Annotated in this window: 18 protein-coding genes, 1 tRNA gene and 1 other annotated feature; of the genes, 8 read left to right on the top strand and 11 right to left on the bottom strand. The window is 69.2% G+C overall.

Annotated features, from left to right (window positions below; genetic code table 11):
• The first annotated feature begins 79 nt into the window (after positions 1-79).
• The 6 genes from A3Q40_RS13165 to A3Q40_RS13140 all read left to right on the top strand — a co-directional run bounded on the left by A3Q40_RS13165 (position 80) and on the right by A3Q40_RS13140 (position 5,622).
• Entirely contained in the window at positions 80-871 is a 792-nt protein-coding gene (locus A3Q40_RS13165) for a LytR/AlgR family response regulator transcription factor (protein WP_235606301.1), read from the top strand.
• A gap of 1 nt (position 872) precedes the next feature.
• Complete coding sequence (locus tag A3Q40_RS13160; RefSeq protein ID WP_068102805.1) at positions 873-1,238, top strand: hypothetical protein; 366 nt, start codon at positions 873-875, stop codon at positions 1,236-1,238.
• A 4-nt stretch (positions 1,239-1,242) separates the two neighbouring features.
• Positions 1,243-2,973 (top strand): sodium/solute symporter, encoded by a 1,731-nt coding sequence (locus A3Q40_RS13155; protein ID WP_235606300.1) that lies wholly within the window; start codon positions 1,243-1,245, stop codon positions 2,971-2,973.
• Between the two features lie 145 nt (positions 2,974-3,118).
• Positions 3,119-3,481 (top strand): DUF485 domain-containing protein, encoded by a 363-nt coding sequence (locus tag A3Q40_RS13150; RefSeq protein WP_068102802.1) that lies wholly within the window; start codon positions 3,119-3,121, stop codon positions 3,479-3,481.
• Between the two features lie 14 nt (positions 3,482-3,495).
• Positions 3,496-5,133, top strand: a complete 1,638-nt coding sequence (locus A3Q40_RS13145) for a solute symporter family protein (protein WP_068106195.1) — start codon at positions 3,496-3,498, stop codon at positions 5,131-5,133.
• Between the two features lie 57 nt (positions 5,134-5,190).
• Complete coding sequence (locus A3Q40_RS13140) at positions 5,191-5,622, top strand: type II toxin-antitoxin system Rv0910 family toxin (protein WP_068102801.1); 432 nt, start codon at positions 5,191-5,193, stop codon at positions 5,620-5,622.
• Between the two features lie 23 nt (positions 5,623-5,645).
• Here the strand turns inward: A3Q40_RS13140 and A3Q40_RS13135 are convergent, their stop codons facing one another.
• The gene (locus A3Q40_RS13135) at positions 5,646-6,377 is read right to left on the bottom strand and encodes an energy-coupling factor transporter transmembrane component T family protein (protein WP_068102800.1); all 732 of its coding nucleotides are present in this window, start codon (positions 6,375-6,377) and stop codon (positions 5,646-5,648) included.
• Positions 6,374-8,335 carry an ABC transporter ATP-binding protein gene (locus A3Q40_RS13130; RefSeq protein ID WP_068106192.1) on the bottom strand — a complete coding sequence of 654 codons (1,962 nt, stop codon included), beginning with the start codon at positions 8,333-8,335 and terminating at the stop codon, positions 6,374-6,376. Before A3Q40_RS13130 ends, A3Q40_RS13135 begins: the two co-directional genes overlap by 4 nt.
• 111 nt (positions 8,336-8,446) lie before the next feature.
• On the opposite strand from A3Q40_RS13130, the gene A3Q40_RS13125 reads away from it, so the two are divergent.
• Positions 8,447-9,718: an MFS transporter gene (locus A3Q40_RS13125; protein WP_068102798.1), complete on the top strand. Its 1,272-nt coding sequence runs from the start codon at positions 8,447-8,449 to the stop codon at positions 9,716-9,718.
• Here A3Q40_RS13125 and A3Q40_RS13120 read toward each other — a convergent pair.
• From A3Q40_RS13120 to A3Q40_RS13095, 6 genes are all read right to left on the bottom strand, one after another.
• Positions 9,698-11,071, bottom strand: coding sequence for a DEAD/DEAH box helicase (locus A3Q40_RS13120; RefSeq protein ID WP_082833912.1), 1,374 nt, complete (start codon positions 11,069-11,071; stop codon positions 9,698-9,700). The two genes, A3Q40_RS13125 and A3Q40_RS13120, sit on opposite strands and share 21 nt — an antisense overlap.
• A gap of 161 nt (positions 11,072-11,232) precedes the next feature.
• Positions 11,233-11,739, bottom strand: a complete 507-nt coding sequence (locus A3Q40_RS20270; protein ID WP_157889583.1) for a WS/DGAT domain-containing protein — start codon at positions 11,737-11,739, stop codon at positions 11,233-11,235.
• Entirely contained in the window at positions 11,736-12,548 is an 813-nt protein-coding gene (locus A3Q40_RS13110) for a wax ester/triacylglycerol synthase domain-containing protein (RefSeq protein WP_157889582.1), read from the bottom strand. Before A3Q40_RS13110 ends, A3Q40_RS20270 begins: the two co-directional genes overlap by 4 nt.
• A 51-nt stretch (positions 12,549-12,599) precedes the next feature.
• Positions 12,600-13,085 carry an HNH endonuclease gene (locus A3Q40_RS21115; RefSeq protein WP_068102793.1) on the bottom strand — a complete coding sequence of 162 codons (486 nt, stop codon included), beginning with the start codon at positions 13,083-13,085 and terminating at the stop codon, positions 12,600-12,602.
• A gap of 69 nt (positions 13,086-13,154) precedes the next feature.
• On the bottom strand, positions 13,155-14,051 hold the full coding sequence (locus A3Q40_RS13100) for a DUF3089 domain-containing protein (RefSeq protein ID WP_068102791.1): 897 nt from the start codon (positions 14,049-14,051) through the stop codon (positions 13,155-13,157).
• A 460-nt stretch (positions 14,052-14,511) separates the two neighbouring features.
• Positions 14,512-15,773, bottom strand: a protein-coding gene (locus A3Q40_RS13095) for an IS3 family transposase (RefSeq protein ID WP_157889537.1) whose coding sequence is annotated in 2 segments (ribosomal slippage) — positions 14,512-15,479 and positions 15,479-15,773 — 1,263 coding nt in all. Because the reading frame shifts where the segments join, the coding sequence is not laid out codon by codon here.
• Positions 15,358-15,489, bottom strand: a sequence feature (AL1L pseudoknot). It overlaps the preceding gene by 132 nt.
• Before the next feature lie 149 nt (positions 15,774-15,922).
• Here A3Q40_RS13095 and A3Q40_RS20265 point away from each other — a divergent pair.
• Entirely contained in the window at positions 15,923-16,063 is a 141-nt protein-coding gene (locus A3Q40_RS20265) for a hypothetical protein (RefSeq protein WP_157889581.1), read from the top strand.
• Between the two features lie 47 nt (positions 16,064-16,110).
• Here the strand turns inward: A3Q40_RS20265 and A3Q40_RS13085 are convergent, their stop codons facing one another.
• From A3Q40_RS13085 to A3Q40_RS13075, 3 genes are all read right to left on the bottom strand, one after another.
• A complete protein-coding gene (locus A3Q40_RS13085) occupies positions 16,111-16,977 on the bottom strand; it encodes a hypothetical protein (protein ID WP_068102789.1) in 867 nt (288 codons plus the stop codon).
• Positions 16,978-17,098: 121 nt separating this feature from the next.
• Positions 17,099-17,174 (bottom strand) — tRNA-Arg (locus A3Q40_RS13080).
• A gap of 46 nt (positions 17,175-17,220) precedes the next feature.
• Positions 17,221-18,390, bottom strand: a complete 1,170-nt coding sequence (locus A3Q40_RS13075) for a PucR family transcriptional regulator (protein WP_068102787.1) — start codon at positions 18,388-18,390, stop codon at positions 17,221-17,223.
• Between the last annotated feature and the right edge of the window lie 64 nt (positions 18,391-18,454).

Here is an 18,454-nt window from a genome sequence, read left to right as displayed (position 1 = left end):
CGCCGACCGTCCGAGCGCGCACGGCAAACCCGCCGAGTCACTCACTCGGTACGAGAGGACATGGCACGATCGACGCATTGTGACCGACCATCACGGACTTCGCCTGCTCGCCGTCGACGACGAACGGCCCGCCCTCGACGAGTTGCTGTACCTGCTGCGTCGGCACCCGTCGGTCGAGGCCGTGCAGGGTGCGTCCGACGCGACCACCGCGCTGCGACTCCTGCGGGACGAGCCCGTCGACGCGGTGTTCCTCGACATCGACATGCCCGGTCTCGACGGTCTCGAGCTGGCCGGGGTGCTGCGGAACTTCGCGACGCCGCCGGCCGTCGTGTTCGTCACCGCGCACGACGATCGCGCAGTGGCCGCGTTCGAGATCGGCGCCGTGGACTACCTGCTCAAGCCCCTCCGCGACGCCCGGTTGGCGGAGGCGGTCGGCCGCATCGTCGAGCGTGCCGGGTCCGCGCCCGGGCCCACCTCCACAGCGCCCGCCGCCGACGCGGACGACGTCATCCCGGTGGAACTGGGCGGCGTGACCACGATGGTGCCGCGGTCGACGGTCCTGTGGGTGGAGGCGGAGGGCGACTACGCCCGGTTGCACACCACGACGGGCACGCATCTGGTGCGCATCGCACTGTCCGCACTGGAAGCGCGCTGGGCCGATCACGGGTTCCTGCGCGTGCACCGCTCGTACCTGGTGTCGGTGGCTCGCATCGGCGGCACCCGAACGGTCGGCTCCGGCGTGGTGGTGTGCCTGCGCGGTCAGGGGGAGTGCCCGCCCGTCGAGCTGCCGGTCAGTCGGCGGCACACCCGGGAGTTGCGCGACCGCGTGGTGCGGGGGCCGCGTGCTGCGCTCGTCGGTCGCGGGAGCTGACGTGCCGCCGCCGCGCGAACGCGTCGTGCTCGCCACGCGCCGCGGTGCTCGCATCGTGCGCACCCGGGTGGAGGTCGAGGAGCAGACCGCCGTCGGCGAGGCGATGGTGCGCGGATTGATTCGTGCCCAGCTCGCGCTCGCCCTGCGCATGGCCACGGTGGTGGTGCTGCTCGTCGGGCTGATTCCGTTGCTGTGGGTGGTCGCGCCGGCGGCGGGGACCGCGCGCCTGTGGGGTGTGGGAGTGCCCTGGTGGATCCTCGCCGTTGCGGCCTATCCCGTGCTGCTCGTGGTAGGGGTGGCGTTCGTGCGGGCGGCGGGACGCAACGAGCAGGAGTTCGCCGATCTGGTCGACGACCGGTGGCCCTGACGTGGTGAGCGCCGCGACCGTGGCGGCGGTGATCGCGTCCGCCGTCGCCACCGTCGCCGTCGGTGTGTACGGGGTGCGGCTCGCGCGGACGACGTCGGATTTCCTCGTCGCCTCCCGCAGTGTCGGTGCCCGCTGGAACGCGGCCGCGGTGTCGGGGGAGTACCTGTCGGCGGCGTCGTTCCTCGGCGTGGCCGGATTGATCGCGAAGTACGGTGCCGACGCGCTCTGGTACCCACTGGGTTTCACGGCGGGCTACCTCGGATTGCTGCTCTTCGTCTCCGCGCCGCTTCGCCGGTCCGGCGCCTACACGGTGCCGGATTTCGCCGAGTTCCGGTTGGAGTCACGGCGTGTGCGCACGTTGGCGATGTTGGTGGTCGCGGGCATCTGCGCGCTGTACCTGGTCCCGCAGCTCCAGGGTGCGGGTCTGACGCTGAACATCCTTCTGGGCGTACCGAGTTGGGTCGGGGCGGCCGCCATCGGCCTGATCGTCATCGCCAACGTCGTCGGCGGCGGGATGCGGTCGGTGACGTTCGTCCAGGCGTTTCAGTACTGGCTCAAGCTCACCGCCGTCGCCGTTCCGGCGCTGGTCCTCGCCGTCCACTTCGTGGGCGACGCACGCGAGATGGGCACGCCCGCACCGCCGTCCGTCGAGGCGGCCACCACCGTCGAGATCAGTACCGACGTGGTGGTGCAGGTGGCGTCGGACCTTCCCGTCGTCGTGCGGGGCACGATCGACGACGCCGCGGTCGACGGCCCGGTCACGCTCGCGGCGGGTGACCACACGCTGGCGTCGGGCACCACGCTGGAGCTTCCGGCCGGGTCGCCGGTGCCGGTGGTCTCCGGCGCACCGGTCGAAGGGTCCTCGTGGCTGGCTCCGGGCAACGGTTTCGGCGGGCCGTTCCCGCTCTATCAGGTCTATTCGCTGATCCTCGCGACGTTCCTCGGCACGATGGGTCTGCCGCACGTGCTGGTGCGCTTCTACACCAATCCCGACGGCCCGGCAGCGCGGCGCACGGCCCTCACCGTCGTCGGGTTGCTCTCGCTCTTCTATCTCTTCCCGACCCTGCTCGGCGTGTTCTCCCGCCTGTACGTCCCGCAGCTGCTCATCACCGGGGCGTCCGACGCGGCGGTGCTCCTGCTGCCGTCCGCGGCGATCGGCGGGGCGGTCGGCACGGCCCTCGCCGCGCTGGTGGCGGCGGGGGCGATGGCGGCGTTCCTGTCGACGTCGTCGGGTCTGTTGGTGACCATCGCCGGCGTGCTGAGCACGGACGTGCTCCGCGGACGAGTGCGGGACTTTCGGATCGCCGCGATCGTCGCTGGTGCGGGGCCGCTCGCCCTGTCGGTGGGACTGGTGACGTTGGACCTGTCCCGCACGGTCGGGCTCGTCTTCGCGGTCGCGGCCTCGACGCTCTGTCCGCTGCTGGTGCTCGGTATCTGGTGGCGAGGCCTGACGCCCGCCGGCGCCGCGGCCGGACTGGTCGTGGGCGGGCTGCTCTCGACGGGCGCCGCCACGGCGGCCGTGCTCGGCGGAGTGCCGGACACCGTGCTGGGAGGCTGGGCGCGGGCCGTCGTCGACTACCCCGCGGCCGTCAGCGTGCCCACGGCCTTTGCGGTGATGGTGGCGGTGTCGGTGCTGACGCGGCGGACCGTGCCGGCCGGGATCGGTCGCATCATGTCCGCCATGCATGCTCCCGAGCGACTCGGTCTGGGCGAGGAGCGGCTCCGAGGGCGGTGACGAGCGGTGACCGTTCACCGTGGCTCGCCGACCGCTCGGCGCACCGCGCTGCCCTTCGGCGTGTGACACGGGCCACGGTCTTGTTCGTGTGACCGCGGTCTCACTAGGTTCTGCGCAGTAGCTTTCCTCACCCGTAGGAGTCCCTGTGACAGCCGCCGATGCTCGACCCGGAGCGACGCCCGAGCGCCGCACCCCCACCCCGCAGGATTTCGTCGACATGCAGAACTCCCCGGAGTTCCAGCAGTTGCGGAACCGTCTGCGCGGCTTCGTCTTTCCGATGGCCGCGTTCTTCCTCGTCTGGTACCTCGCCTACGTTCTCCTCGGCGCCTACGCGCACGACTTCATGGCGACCAAGGTGTTCGGCAACATCAACGTCGGGCTCCTGCTGGGCCTCGCTCAGTTCGTCACGACGTTCGTGATCACCGGCATCTACGTCCGGTTCGCCAACCGTGAGATCGATCCCAAGGCGGCCGCCATCCGCGCCGAACTCGAAGGAACCCCCCAGTGACACTCTCCGATCGCGTGGGTCTGCTCGCGCAGGCGCCGGCCGCCGAGACCGTCGGCAGCCCCCTGGTCAACATCTCCATCTTCTCGGTCTTCGTGATCGTCACGATGGTCGTGGTCATCCGGGCCAGCAAGAAGAACTCAACTTCCGCCGAATTCTTCACCGCCGGCGGCGGATTCTCCGGCCCGCAGAACGGCGTCGCCATCGCCGGTGACTACCTCTCGGCGGCGAGCTTCCTCGGTATTGCCGGCGCCATCGCCGTCTACGGGTACGACGGCTTCCTCTACTCCATCGGCTTCCTCGTCGCGTGGCTCGTGGCCCTGCTCCTGGTCGCCGAGATGCTCCGCAACACCGGCCGATTCACCATGGCCGACGTGCTCAGCTTCCGTCTGAAGCAAGGCCCGGTCCGCACCGCGGCCGCACTGTCGACGCTGACCGTCTCGCTGTTCTACCTGCTGGCCCAGATGGCCGGCGCGGGCGGTCTGGTCGCACTGCTGCTCGACATCTCCGACCGCACCGGTCAGTCCATCGTCATCGCCGTCGTCGGCGTCCTCATGATCGTGTACGTCCTGGTCGGCGGTATGAAGGGCACCACCTGGGTGCAGATCATCAAGGCCGCGCTGCTCATCACCGGCGCCGGACTGATGACGATCCTGGTGCTGGCCAAGTTCGGCTTCAACATCTCGACCATCATCGGCAGTGCACAGGAGATGGTGTCCGGCTCCGCGAGCGAGGCCGTCGCCGCCCGCGACGTCGCTGCTCCCGGTGCGCAGTACGGCGGATCCGAGACCTCCAAGCTGAACTTCATCTCGCTCGGCCTGGCCCTGGTGCTCGGCACCGCCGGTCTGCCGCACGTGCTCATGCGCTTCTACACCGTGCCCACGGCCAAGGAAGCACGACGCAGCGTGGTCTGGGCCATCGCCCTCATCGGTGCCTTCTACCTGTTCACGCTCGTCCTCGGCTACGGCGCCGCGGCCATCGTCGGCCCGGACCGCATCCTCGCCGCGGCGGGTGGTCAGAACTCCGCCGCACCGCTGCTCGCCTTCGAGCTCGGCGGGGTGATCCTGCTCGGCATCATCTCGGCCGTCGCGTTCGCGACGATCCTCGCCGTGGTCGCCGGCCTCACCATCACCGCCTCGGCGTCGTTCGCGCACGACATCTACGCGAGCGTCATCAAGAAGGGCGAGGTGGACGACCGCAAGCAGGTCCAGGTCTCGCGCATCACCGCCGTCGTGATCGGCCTTCTCGCGATCGGCCTGGGCATCCTGGCCAACGGTCAGAACATCGCGTTCCTCGTGGCCCTGGCCTTCGCGGTGGCGGCGGCAGCGAACCTGCCGACCATCCTGTACTCGCTCTTCTGGCGACGCTTCACCACCCGCGGCGCGCTGTGGAGCATGTACGGCGGCCTGATCTCGACGATCGTGCTCATCGTCTTCTCCCCGGCCGTGTCCGGCTCGAAGACCGCGATGATCCCCGGCTCCGACTTCGCCTGGTTCCCGCTGTCGAACCCCGGCATCGTGTCCATCCCGCTCGCGTTCCTGCTCGGTGCCATCGGCACGCTGACGAGCAAGGACAACGAGAGCAAGGAAAAGGCCGCCGAGATGGAGGTGCGCTCGTTCACCGGTGTCGGTGTGGAGAAGGTCGTGGCGCACTAGCTCGAGTTCTCGCGACGCGGGCCACCGCGAGTTCCCCCACCGGCTAGTGTTGCGGCCGTGGCGAAACTCGAGGTGGTCCGCGTCGTTCCGTTGTCCCCCGACGCGGCCTGGGCCGCGGCGTCCGATCTCTCCCGGTACGAGGAGTGGCTCTCCATTCACGACGGCTGGCGCAGCGACATTCCCGACGAGTTGGGTGAGGGCACGCAGATCTCGTCCGTGGTCTCGGTGAAGGGTCTGCGCAACCGGGTGGCGTGGACCGTCCAGAAGTACGCGCCCCCTCGCGAACTGGCGCTGAAGGGGTCCGGCAAGGGCGGGGTCAAGGTCTCGCTCACGCTGACCGTCGCGGAGAAGAGCGCGGGTACGGAACTGGCCATGCGCATCGACCTCGGCGGCGCACCGCTGTTCGGCCCCGTCGGATCGGGTGTGGCACGCGCGCTGAAGGGCGACATCGACTCGTCGCTCGACACGTTCGAGCGCCTGTTCGCCTGACCCGCCGTCGGGAGGGTCAGGCTCTAGGACGACACCGCTCCCGCGACGCAGACCGCGATCACGATCGCCGTGGCCGCGGCGTCGCGCAGACCGGGCCGTGCGCGGGTCGCGGTGATCGATCCCGTGCCGCCGCGCACCGCGATGGCCTCGCCCATGTCCGCCGACCGCCGGATCGCCACGGAGACGATCGCCGCCATGATGTCGATCAGGAACGTGTCCTGGGCCTTGCCGTTGCGCGTTCCCTTCCGCGGACGTAGGCGTCGGGCGGCCACCAGTACCTGGACGTCGTCGAGCAGCATCGGCAGGGCACGCAGCAGCAGGGCCGTCGAGACGGCCCAATCGTCCACCGGCGCACCGAGTTTACGGAGCGGTGCGAGCAGGGTCGCGAACGCGGGGGCGACGTCGGCCATCGCCGTCGTCCAGGCCATCGTGATCGTCGCCCACAGCAGGACCACCGCGAACAGGATGCCGCGGGCGTAGAGCCACACCGCCTCGGGGGAGACGACGGCGTTCACCGCCGCGCCGAACGCGACCAGTCCCCACAGCCACCACGGCGGAATCGGTACCGCGCGCAACGGAACTCGTGCCACCACCGCGGCGACCAGCAGCAGTCCGGCGATCGCGCCCACCATCGGCCACGTCGGCCACACCAGGAGCGACACCGAGATCACGGCGACGGCCACCAGTTTGGTGCCCGCCCAGAGTCGGTGCATCGGAGTCGAGAGCGGAAGCTCCCGCAGCAGCGTGCCTTTCATCGACGCGCCTCCTGACCCGCGGGTCGCAGCACGCCCTGGTCCAGGACCACCGTGCGGGAGCGCACGGTGTCCAGCATCTCCAGATCGTGCGAGATGATCACCAGAGTCAGGCCGCGGTACCGCAGATGGGCCAGCAGCGACGTGATCTCGCGGCGGCCGGGTGGATCCAGTCCGGCCAGCGGCTCGTCGAGAACCAGCACGTCGGGCTTGCCCACCAACAGGCCGGCGAGTGCGACGCGCCGCATCTGACCGCCGCTGAGTTCGTCGACGCGTCGGCCCGCGATCTCCCGCGGCAGTCCCACCGTGTCGAGCACCGCCGAGACGTCGGTCCCGCTGGTGCCGGCGCCGCCCGCCGCCTCGATGTCCTCGGCGACCGTGCGACGCTGCAGCTGCAGACGCGCGTGCTGGAAGGACAGCGCCACCGTCCCCACCGCCTTCGACGTGGACTTGCCGTTCACCTCGCACGTGCCCTCGGTGGGCGTGGTCAGGCCGGCCAGGATCCACGCCAACGTCGACTTGCCGGATCCGTTGCCGCCCACGACGGCCAGGCCCTCGCCCCGTCGCACGGTGAGGTCGACACCCGCCAGCGCGCGGCGCTCCCACGGGGTTCCGCGGTTGTAGACGTGCCCGACGCCGCGCAGGACCAGCACGTCGGGGCCGAGAACCGGAACGGCGCCGTAGGGCGGTGCGGTCCCGGACATCCAGGTCGGATCGTGTACGACGCGGCGGCCGCGATGCAGTCGCACCACCTCGTCGGCCAAGGCGGCTTCGCCGGCGCGATGGGTGATGAGGACGACGGCCAGGTGTCGACGACGCGGCAGCTCGGCCAGGAGCGCGACCAACTCGCGTTGGCCGGCGGGATCGATCATGGCGGTGGCCTCGTCGGCCACCAGGAGTTTCGGTTCACGGGCCAGGGCCGCGGCGACGGCGAGTCGCTGGAGTTCGCCGCCCGACAGCCCGGAGGTGTCGCGATCGCCGTAGCCGGCCAGACCGACCTCGGCGAGGAGGGCGTCGACACGCTCGCGCGACGGCGCGGACGCCGGCGGGAGTCCCCACACGACGTCGTCCGCCACGCGTGTGCCGAGGATCTGCGATTCGGGATGCTGCAGGATCATCGCCGTCCCGCCGACGGCGCCCAGCCCGGTGGATCCCGGCCGATCGGCGCGGCCGCCGGTGGGCCTCGCGCCCACGAGGATGCGCGCCAGGGTCGACTTGCCGGAACCGTTGGCGCCCACCACCGCGTAGAAGCGGCCCGGCACCACGGTGAGATCGAGCGGACCGAGCGCGTCGACATCGTGGCCGGGATAGCGGTAAGTCGCTCCCGTCAGGCGCAGCGGCACGGGATCGGGCGTGGACTCCGCGGTGGCGGCGTCGGGCAGGACGCCGCGGGATTCCAGCTCGCCGAGTCGGGTCAGGGTGGCGCGCAGGACCCACCACGCGACGGCGCCGCTGACGGCGGTGGAGAAGACGGCGGAGGTGAAGACGAAGGCCCACCAGTACCCGATGCCGACCGCGACCGCGTCGCCGACGATCTGCGACACCCGGTCGGCGGACAGCACCCGGCCGAGAAGGTCGGCCGTGCCGCGGATGCTGTTCTCGAGGACTCCGAGGAAGAGGTCGCGCAGTCCGGACAGCAGGAGGAGCATGAGGACGGAGAGCCCGCCGACCACCGTGCCGGTGACCGTCGACCACAGCAGCACGGTGCCGAATCCTCGACGGCGACGCACGGCACTGCCCACCACACCGCCGAGGACGGCGGTGACCGTCATGGTGAGCGCGGAGGAGAACCCGCCGGCGACGAACGCCACCAGCACCCCGCCGGTTCCCGCGACGGCGAGCGCGCGCAGGCGATGGCGTTGAGCGACGACGGCGAGCGGGACGATGGCCACGATCTGGAGGGCACCCGCCACCGGGATCACGGCGCCGATGACGGTGAACGCGACGGCGAGGGCCGTCATGACCGAGCCGGTGGCCGTTTCCTCCGGATGTAGTCTCCTGTCAGCCCGAACCGTCACTCCGTCGAGTGTGCCACCGAGTGTCCGAATCGCCGGAGCTGGAAGGAGCGGTGTGTGACCGTCGTCGCCCGCCGAGGCACCGACCGACGCCTCCATCCCGCGTGGATCGTCGCCGCCGTCGCGTTCCTCGCCCTGGTCGGTGCGGCCGGCTTCCGCGCGGCGCCGTCCGTGCTCATGGTGCCGATCACGGACGAGTTCGGGTGGTCGCGGGCGGTCCTGTCCGCGGCGGTCGGTATCAACCTGCTGTTGTTCGGGCTCACGGCGCCCTTCGCGGCCGCCCTCATGGAGCGCTTCGGCATCCGCCGGGTCACGACGATCGCCCTGACGGTCGTCGCCGCGGGCAGCGCGCTGAGCGTGCTGGTCACCTCGCCGTGGCAGATTCTGCTGACCTGGGGGCTGCTCATCGGGCTGGGCACCGGCTCCATGGCTCTGGTGTTCGCGGCGATGGTCACCGACCGATGGTTCGTCGCCCGGCGCGGGTTGGTCTCCGGCATCCTCACCGCGGGCAGCGCGACCGGCCAGCTGATCTTCCTGCCCGTCGTCGCCTGGCTCGCCGAGGGAGCAGGGTGGCGCACCGCCTCGCTCGTGGTGGCCGGGGGTGCGCTCGCCGTCGTTCCTCTCGTCGCGCGGTTCCTGCGCGACCGTCCGTCGGACGTCGGGGTGCTGCCGTACGGGGCGACGGAGGAGCCGCCCGCGCGGGCCGTCGTCGGCAACCCGGCCCGACGCGCGGTACGGGCGTTGCTCGACGCCGCACGGGTGCGGACGTTCTGGGCGTTGGTCGTCGGGTTCGCGATCTGCGGGGCCACCACCAACGGGCTCGTCGGCGTGCACTTCGTGCCGTCCGCGCACGATCACGGCATGCCGCAGACCACCGCGGCGACGTTGCTCGCGGTGGTCGGCATCTTCGACATCGCGGGGACCATTGCGTCGGGATGGCTCACTGACCGGGTCGATCCGCGCCTGCTCCTCGGCGCGTACTACGCGTTCCGCGGGGTGGCGCTGTTGTTCCTGCCCACCCTGCTGTCGGACGCGCTGCACCCGTCGATCGTGGTGTTCGTCGTGGTCTACGGACTCGACTGGGTGGCCACGGTGCCGCCCACCATCGCGTTGTGTCGCGAGGTGTTCGGCGACCGCGGGCCCCTGGTGTTCGGGTGGGTCTTCGCCGCGCACCAGATCGGTGCGGGCGCCGCGTCCGTCGCCGCGGGGGCAATTCGGGACGCCACCGGTGAGTACACCGCCGCCTGGTTCGGCGCCGCAGGGCTCTGCGCCGTGGCGGCGGTGCTCAGCGTCGGAATCGCGCGGCGATCAGCCCCGGTAACCGGCTGATTCGCTGCGCGCCGACGTCGGACGTCCGCCGCGGCGACCGGAGTTGCCGGCATGCCCGCCGCGGGAGGAGCGCGACCGCGGCTGCTGTCCCGTGCGCGGCTGACCGGACCGCTGGCCGCCGCCGGTACGCGGACCCCGAGTCTTGGGCGCGGGCGCCGGCTCCTTGGGGGCCGGTGCCACGTACGCGGCGAGGGGACCGACGAGCTCCGCCACGGCGGGGGTGTCGACGGTCACACGCTGCGGTGCGGCGTCGATCTTCGCCTTGCGCAGCAGCACTGCCACGTCACGACGCTGCTCGGGCAGCACGACGGTGACCACGTCACCGGCGCTGCCGGCGCGGGCCGTACGACCGCTGCGGTGCAGGTACGCCTTGTGCTCGGCGGGCGGATCCACGTGGACCACCAGCTCGACGTTGTCGACGTGCACGCCGCGGGCGGCCACGTCGGTGGCCACGAGGACGCGGGCGTCGCCGGCCGAGAACGCGGCGAGGTTCCGGTCACGGGCGGCCTGCGAGAGGTTGCCGTGCAGATCGACCGACGGAATGCCGGCCTCGGTCAGCTGCCGCGCGAGCTTGCGTGCCTGGTGCTTGGTACGCATGAACAGGATGCGGCGGCCCTCACCGGACGCGAGGCGCTGGACCAGGACTTTCTTCGCATCGGCGCCGCCGACCTCGAAGATGTGGTGCGTCATCGCCGCGACGGGGGAGTTCTCCTCGTCCACCGAGTGCTGGACCGGGTTGGACAGGAACTGCTTGACCAGCTTGTCGACGCCGTTGTCGAGCGTCGCGGAGAAGAGCAGACGCTGCCCCTGCGACGGGGTGGCCTTGAGGATGCGCGTCACGCCGGGCAGAAAGCCGAGATCGGCCATGTGGTCTGCTTCGTCGAGCACGGTGATCTCGACCTCGTCGAGGAACACGTGGCGCTGCTTCATCAGATCCTCGAGGCGGCCCGGGCAGGCGACGACGATGTCGACGCCGCGATCGAGGGCCGTCACCTGACGGTTCTGCGACACCCCACCGAAGATGGTGGTGACGCGGAGATTCGACGCGAGCACCAGCGGCTCGAGCGTGGCCGCGATCTGGGTGGCGAGCTCACGGGTGGGAGCGAGGATCAGGCCGCGCGGGCGGTTGGGGGTCCGCGACCGGGACGCGGTCTCGGACAGGCGCGCCACCATCGGGATGGAGAACGCGAGAGTCTTTCCGCTGCCGGTCTTTCCGCGTCCGAGGACGTCGCGACCACGCAGGGTGTCGGGCAGGGTGTCGGCCTGGATGGGGAACGGCGCGGTGATACCCGCGGCCGTGAGGGCGCGGACGAGGCGGTCGTTCACGCCGAGGTCGGCAAAAGTGACAGTCATGAAGATTTCGAGTGCCTTTCGGGCATCGGAGCGCCCCGCTGACGGGGCACAGAATGGCGAGACTGCCGGTGGGCAGTATCGATCGCCGTAAGAAAAGTTCGTGCTGATTCCACGACGTACGCCGCGAACGAGAGCGCGGCAGCGAGACCCAGTGTAGCCCGTCAGTGGATGTGACCGACGTCTCGCCGAACGGCCTCGCGCAGGCGCGCGCAGTATCCGGCGAAATCGGGCAGGACTTTCGGGTCCGTCAGCAGGCCGATCGTGACGTGGTCGCCGATCACGGCGACGCTGTGCGTCAACACGATTCCGGGTGTCAGCATGGGGAAGCCCGTGGAGAAACGATAGGCCGGTCCCAGTCCGCCCAGTGCCGTCGCGGGTCGCACCGCCGTGCTGACGACGGTGTGCCCGCCGACCGGTCCGTCCGCGTGCGGTCGGCGGACGCCGCGACGGATCAGCCGGGACACCACTGCGGGTGGGAGATGTTCCACCACCTCGTACCGAGCGAGATACTCCGGCGTGAACATCCGCTTGCGGGTCTCCGAGACGGAGGCGCGGATCGCGCGGGCACGGTCGACGGTGTCCTCGACGTCCGCGTGGAACGGGATGGCCGCGGAGACGAAGCGGTTGGTGGACGACCATGGAATCGACGGCGGCAGAACCAGAGTCACGTACGCACCGAGCGACGCGGCCGCCTGCACGTCACCGTGGGTCGAGCGTGGTCGGCCATCGACGACGAGATCGCGGCCAGGGTCTTCGACAGCGGATCGGTGACGCCCGTGGCGTCGACGGCCAGAATCTCCACGGCCCGGTCGCGGCCGGGCACGGCGGTGAAGACCAGTGGCGACGTGGTCCGGGGCGGGTCGACGTCCCCGTGCCGGCGGAACGCGAGCGCCGACCGTGCCGATCGAGCCGCGTCCGCCGGGATTCGAGCGGCACCGCGCAGTGCGGCCCGGCGTGGCGATCGGACGTCGGGGTCGGGCAGATCGGGCGTCGGAACGTCGGCGTCGAAGAGCACCGTCTGCACCGAGAGGGACAGCCCGAAGCCGGCGCACAGGGAGTGCGACGCATGCACCACCACCAGCATCGTCGCGCCCTCGGGGCCGTCGGTGAATCCGTCGAGCACGGTCACCTCCCAGAGGTGGTAGCGCACGTCCAGCGGCACGCGGACGATGTCGCCCACGGCGGACAGAGCGTCCCGCCAGCTGTCGACGCGGCGACCGACCACCCGTGCGGGGTCGAAGGTCGGGTCAACTCGCACCAAAGGATGGCCGAGGTCCCCCGGCACCCGTTCCAGACGCCGATGAAAGAACGGCGCCAGGTGGTACCGACGGGCGAATTGGTCGCGAACGGCGTCGACCGGACTCCCGCCGTTCTCGGGCCAGGCGAAGGCGTACACCAGATGCTGGTCGGTCGAGGACGGCGACCCGTGAACCCAGGGATAGAAGAACGCCGCATCCTTGGCCGACAATGGACTCACCGGGGCATTATGCACGCCGGAACAATCAGGCCACCCGTTTTCCTTCGTCATTCAGCCCGCCCGTTTCCAGGGGATCGGAAGGGACGGGGAAATGGACCGATAGGTATGGCCGGTGGGGGTGCGGAACTCGACGGTGTGCCGGTCGTTCCCGTCGGGGTCGCTGGTTCTGGTGGTGGTCCACCCGTCGCCCTGCTTGGCGTGGTTGCAGGCGGCGCACAGCCCGAGGCCGTTGTCGGCGGTGGTGGGGCCGCCGTCCTCGTGCGGTCGGATGTGGTCGTGGTGGCGGATGGGGGCGTCGCGGCGCTGCTGGCGGATGGTGTCGGCGACCCGGGTGGTGAGGACGGCTTGCGCGCCCGCTGCGGCGGCCTTCAACTCCTCGAGCGCGGTGATGGTGTCGATCGCCGTCGCAGCGTCGTCTGTAGTCCCCACGGCCCCACCGTCCTGGACTACCTCGTCGACGACGATGGCCGCGATGCGGGTCAGGAACCGTCGAATGTCGTTCGGCGACAACCCGTCACCGGCAAGCAGTTGGTCCACGTGAATCCCCCCGAATTCGTGTCACCGACACCATGACACAGGGGTACGACAAACACCGCGTCGAGCCGCCTACCGCGCGAGGAACGCCGCGCTCTGGGTCCGGACCAGGTCGACCAGACTGTCCTGCGCCAGGGTGATGTCGAGCAGATGCAGTCCCCACGTTGCGTCGGGCACGGTCGGGAGACTTCCGCTGATTCCACCCTCCACGCGCAGGACGTTGTCCGCGTCGCACCGCGCTGTGATGCCGGGAATCGGGCCACGCAGTGCTGCAGGGGCGGTGGATCCGAGCGCAGCCGGGTTGGTGCACACGGCCGTCGGGCCGCCGTAGCGTGCGTCGGCGGGACGCGGGCGGTTGTAGGTGGAGTAGGCCACGAAGCATCCGGTGTCCCCGGGCGCGGAACACGGTGCGAGGGTGCTGAAGTCGTCGTCGGTGATCGTTGCGCCGATGAGCAGTGCCGACACGAGCGCGTCTCGTGCGGGGGTGGACTCGATGTCCCGCAGCAGGTTTCGCAACATCCTGGTTCCCTGTGAATGGCCCACCAGGACGACGGGCCGATCGTCGCCACGGATCGCCAGGTACTCGTCCCACGCCGCTCGAATGTCGGTGTACGCCAGGGCAAGGGCGGCGTCGCGAGACGGACCGTCGAGCGTCGCCAGGTTGCGCAGCGTCAGTTGACGGTAGGTGGGTGCCCAGACGTTGCACACGTCGTCGAAGGGCCGCGCCTGGACAGCGGCCAAAGCAGCCAGTTCGGGCGACGGCGCGCGATCGGCGTTGACCGATTGCTGCAGTGAGGCCGTGGGGTAGACGTAGAAGCAGTCGACCGGCTTGTCGCTGCCCCCGCCGCACGGTCCGGTGTCGCCGGGCCGACAGAGCCACGTGGTGGTCGCCGGTTCGGCGGACGCGACAGCAGTGCACAGACCCAACAGAACGGCCACGGAGGCAAGAAGAGCGGCGAGTCGCGTCATCGCCGCATCGTAAGCACAGAACGTGGTGCCCTCGGCAGGATTCGAACCTTCGACCTACCCTCCAGCAGAGTGCCGCTGGGTAATTTTCTAGTAACAGCCACCGGCGGTGACGCACTGCGCATAGTCGCAAAAACCGGTCTCAAGTGCACTGATGTTGCGTGGTCTAGTGTGAGGAATACTTGGGTCCGACTGAGGCACGCGGCCGGTGACCGGGGTGGTTCTGTGCCGCCGGGGTGCTTATTGTGGCCCGCACAGCGCTGGGGCAGCGGCGGGCCCGCCTGGTGCCGATGGAGGGTCGTCGATTCAAACCGTCAGGCCAGGGGTCGACCGGTAATTCCGCAGTGCGGCAAAGTTGACCAACCCCTTGCCTCTTGGAGACCTCAGTGACGACGACCCGCCCTCATTTTGCCGCCCTGTGTTCGGTAAACTTGAACCGTCCTGGTCCTGATGGAGACTTCGTTCAGGCCACCTCGCGGTCGGAGGCGGCGGTGGAGCTGTTCTGACGGTAGTCGTTCTCGTACTCGATGGGCGAGGTGTAGCCGATCGAGGAGTGCACCCGGGTGGTGTTGAACCAGTGCACCCACGCCGCGGTCTCCCGCTCGACCTCCGCGCGCCCGGTCCACGACCGTTGGCGGTCGATCAGCTCCGACTTGTAGAGTCCGATCGTCGATTCCATCAATGCATTGTCGAGCGCGTCACCGACCGACCCGATAGATCCGGCGATGCCGGACTCGGCGAGAGCCTCGCTCAGGGCAATCGACGTATATTGCGACCCGGCGTCGCTGTGGAACACCAAACCCGTTGCTGTGAAAGCGAAGTCGGCCCGTCGGCGAGTGAACAACGCTTGCTCGAGGACACCGGTCACCAGCGGTGTCGCCTTGGTCGTCATCACCCGCCACCCCAGGATCCGGCGGGAGAACACATCCACGACGAAGGAGGTGTACACGAACCCTGCCAGCGTCCAGCAGTAGGTGAAATCAGCAACCCACCACTGATCCGGGCGGTCCGGCAGGGCCCATCGCCGGTCGATCAGGTCCGGATGCCGCGGCGCCCGGTCGTCGCGTTCGGTGGTGATCGTGCGCCGGCGGCCCCGCACCACTCCGACGGCTCCGCAGATACTCATAAGCCGGCCGACCTGATCACGGCCGACGTCGTGACCGGCACGTTTCATGGTGTGCCACATCTTGCGCACCCCGTATAGGCGCCGGTTCGCCACGAACATCGTGTGGACGGTGTTCGCGGCGTACGCCTCGACCAACGCGGCGGCGGAGACGGTGCCGCGCTTCTTGGCGGCGTAGTAGGTGGACGGGGCGATCTTCGTTCCGTGCTCGGTGAGCACGGAACAGATCGGGGCGACCCCGAATCGGTCGCGGTAGCCGTCGATGTAATCGACGATCACCGCAGTCGGCGGTCGACCTCCGCCGCCGCGAAAAACGCCGATGCTGTCTTGAGAATCTCGTTGGCCCTGCGCAATTCGGCATTCTCACGCTGCAACTTTTTCAGCTCGGCATCGCGATCGGATACCGTCGACGTCCCTTCGGGCAGATCGTCACGATCAATTCTGTCGATCCAATTGCGCAACGTCTCGGGTTTGACATCGAGCAACGCACCGACGTGCTTGCGAGCCGCCAGCTTCGAATCACCGTGCTCGGCGACCCGTTCCCGATACATCCTCACCGCCCGCTGGCGGGTCTCCTCGTCGAACTTCCTCGGTGCTGCCATGACTGCATTCTCCTGGTGAGATCACAGTCTCCACCAGACCCAGGACGGTTCAACCCGACCCGTGGACCACCGGCCCAGGCCGCATTCCTGCAAAGTGCATTGAGCCGATCTTCTGTGGCGATCCCGGCGATTAGCACCAGACCGGTGACGTGGTGGTCAAGACGATGGACGGCGTGCCCATCAACAGCCTCTGGGACGAAGCCGTGCCAGTCGCCGTCGAACTCGATCTGGGCGTCGTGCTCCTCGTCCCTTTCCGGAACGTGTTCGTAGCGCTGACAAACGGCGCATAGCTCGGTGTACTAGTCGCCGAGGACTAGCGCCAGTCGCGGTGGAGGCATCACAATGTGACTGGTTGCTTGAGGGATTCCGCCGTCCCGTTTTCGGTCCACTTCAGCTCTACAATTACCTGGTCGGGCATTCCCATATGCAGAACTAGCGGCCAACGAAGTTCCGCAAAAGGCGGCAGGTCGATCGGGTCGTCGCTGTCCCTAATCAGGGTGCTCCGCAACTCGTCTCCGAGTTTCATCGTGAGACCTTCAGCGGTGAGACTTTGGCTCTTGTTCTCTAGCACCAGGAATGATTTCGTCCGCGTCTTCACCCTGCCTTTGCTGTCGGAGTACTGCTCTTTCTCCTTTTCCACCCGCACGCGTGGCAGCGCGTGCTCGCCCTTGCGCACCACAGAGGGTGCGCCCAACCCCAAGCCACCTAAGTCGCTCTCTACGGCGCTGCGCACTTTGTACGCGAGATCGGTCAGGCTGCTGTAGACCCCTAGCAGGCCCTTGGCCTGCAGCTCTGCTCGGAACTTTTCAAGCCTTGCGTACTCGTCAGCATCAAACTTGCTCCGGTCAATCGGCTCATCTGAGAAGTACACATGCACCGGCTTGCCTGCATCAGCAGCGCGCGCGATTTCCTCGGCGGTCCCCGACACGGCAGTGTCCGTCTCTTGCCCCAACCGTCTGTCAAACAGCGCGATGACGATGTCGGCGTTGTCCACCAATTGAGAGTTGATCACACTCTGCCCGCCACTGGGGCTGAGCCCGGGGACCGAGTCCGTCTTCCAGAACCTCGGCAGCAGAATCGTCTGTGCACCTGGAGCGCGGTCCGCGTTCCAGCCGTGCAGGGCGTCCTTCACGGTGGCCACCTCATCGGCGGTGTCACCGGGGGTCGAAATCATGATCTCGAGTACGTGCGCGTCGAATGCCATGGGGGAATCGTACCGAGCGGTACCGACAAATCGGACCCAGACTGACGCCTCCGCGTACCGGGGGTGGGTGTGTGCGCGGGTCCCCGCTAACAAGTTTTTCTTGCACCGAACAAGACTTTGGTGGTGCCCTCGGCAGGATTCGAACCTGCGACCTACCCTTTAGGAGAGGGTTGCTCTATCCCCTGAGCTACGAGGGCCGACCCGGCGTGCGCATCGCACTCTACCGGGTCGGCGCAGCCCCGATCATGCGCTGGGCGCGATGGCTTCCAGCTTCCGTGCCACCAATGCCGCCTGCAGGTGGCGCATGCCGGACGGGCGGGTGGGATCGAAACCGGTGAGGTGAGCGATGCGCTTGAGCCGGTAGTCGACCGTGTTGGTGTGCAGGTGCAACTGCCGCGCCGACCGCTGGCGGTTGAGGTCGTGGTGGATGTGGATCTCGAGGGTCTCGAGCAGTTCGGGGGAGTTGTCGAGCGGCGTCAGCACCCGCGAGAGGTACGCCCGGCCCGGTCCGGGGCGGGTGAGCTGGTACTCGAGCACCAGGTCGGTCATGCGGTAGACGCCGGGCGGCCGGCGCAGCTGCTGGGCGAGATCGAGGAGCTCGTGGACCTGGTCGGAGCTGGTGGGCACGTCGTTGGCCGCGCTGACGGCGACGGTCGCGGTCACGGGCGCGTCCGCGGCGGCGGACAGGCGGGAGACCAGGGAGGACACCCACTCGTCGTCGTGTTCGCCGGGGATGAGGATGGTGCCGCCCTCGGAGCTGAGCATCGACAACGGCGAGCGCTCGCAGGCCGTCGCCAACTCCGCCTGAACGCGGCGCAGCTTGCGACGCGCGACGATGGGCCGCGGGAGCGAGGGGTTGGACTCGTCCGCGTGCGCGCCGATCGAGACCGCGAGCACGGTGTAGCAATCGGCCAGCTCGATACCGGACTGGCGGGCGACCGAGCGTGCGTTGTGGCCGCTGAGGAGTGCGGTGACGACGGTGTGGGCTGCCGTGTGGTGCTCGCTGGCCACGGCCTGCAGCTCGTCGACGTACGCGGCGGACGCCGCGGTGGAGATGCGATCGAACAGCCCGACGAAGGCCTTGGCCGCCTTGGCCAGCTGCGCGGTGCCGTTGTTCGCCGCCCGCTCGGCCACCAGATCCCACCCCATCTGGACGCCCTCGTGGTACGCCGCGAGTACCGCCCTTAGCGGGACGCCCTCACGCGCCCACTGGGCGGCGCGCGCACCGAGCTCCGCGATGTCCTGGTCGGTCGGTGCGGTGCTGTCGGCGGCCCCCACGGCCAGCGAGAGACACGCGGCGGTCAACTCGGTCACGTCGGCCCGCAGCGACACGCCGGCCGAGGTGCCACGAGAGGCGGGTGCGGGCGCGGCGGTGCGGCGAGGGGCGTTGTCCAGCGTGTTGTCGACACTCACGTGCAGGGTTCCTTCCGTCGACCGGGATCATCGGCATCCGGGACCGGAGGCGGTCCCGACGGCC

The sequence above is a fragment of the Rhodococcus sp. PBTS 1 genome (assembly GCF_001620025.1).
GTDB classification, from domain to species: domain Bacteria; phylum Actinomycetota; class Actinomycetes; order Mycobacteriales; family Mycobacteriaceae; genus Rhodococcoides; species Rhodococcoides kroppenstedtii.
Note: the sequence above shows the minus strand (reverse complement) of the source record. Positions and strands in the feature narration are given on the sequence as shown.

What these genes read in the sequence shown, in the direction of transcription:
- A3Q40_RS13135 (WP_068102800.1), bottom strand. Translation starts at nt 6,377, where the DNA reads ATGAAAGGCACGCTGCTGCGGGAGCTTCCGCTCTCGACTCCGATGCAC.
- A3Q40_RS13130 (WP_068106192.1), bottom strand. Translation starts at nt 8,335, where the DNA reads ATGACGGCCCTCGCCGTCGCGTTCACCGTCATCGGCGCCGTGATCCCG.
- A3Q40_RS13120 (WP_082833912.1), bottom strand. Translation starts at nt 11,071, where the DNA reads ATGACTGTCACTTTTGCCGACCTCGGCGTGAACGACCGCCTCGTCCGC.
- A3Q40_RS13100 (WP_068102791.1), bottom strand. Translation starts at nt 14,051, where the DNA reads ATGACGCGACTCGCCGCTCTTCTTGCCTCCGTGGCCGTTCTGTTGGGT.
- A3Q40_RS13085 (WP_068102789.1), bottom strand. Translation starts at nt 16,977, where the DNA reads ATGGCATTCGACGCGCACGTACTCGAGATCATGATTTCGACCCCCGGT.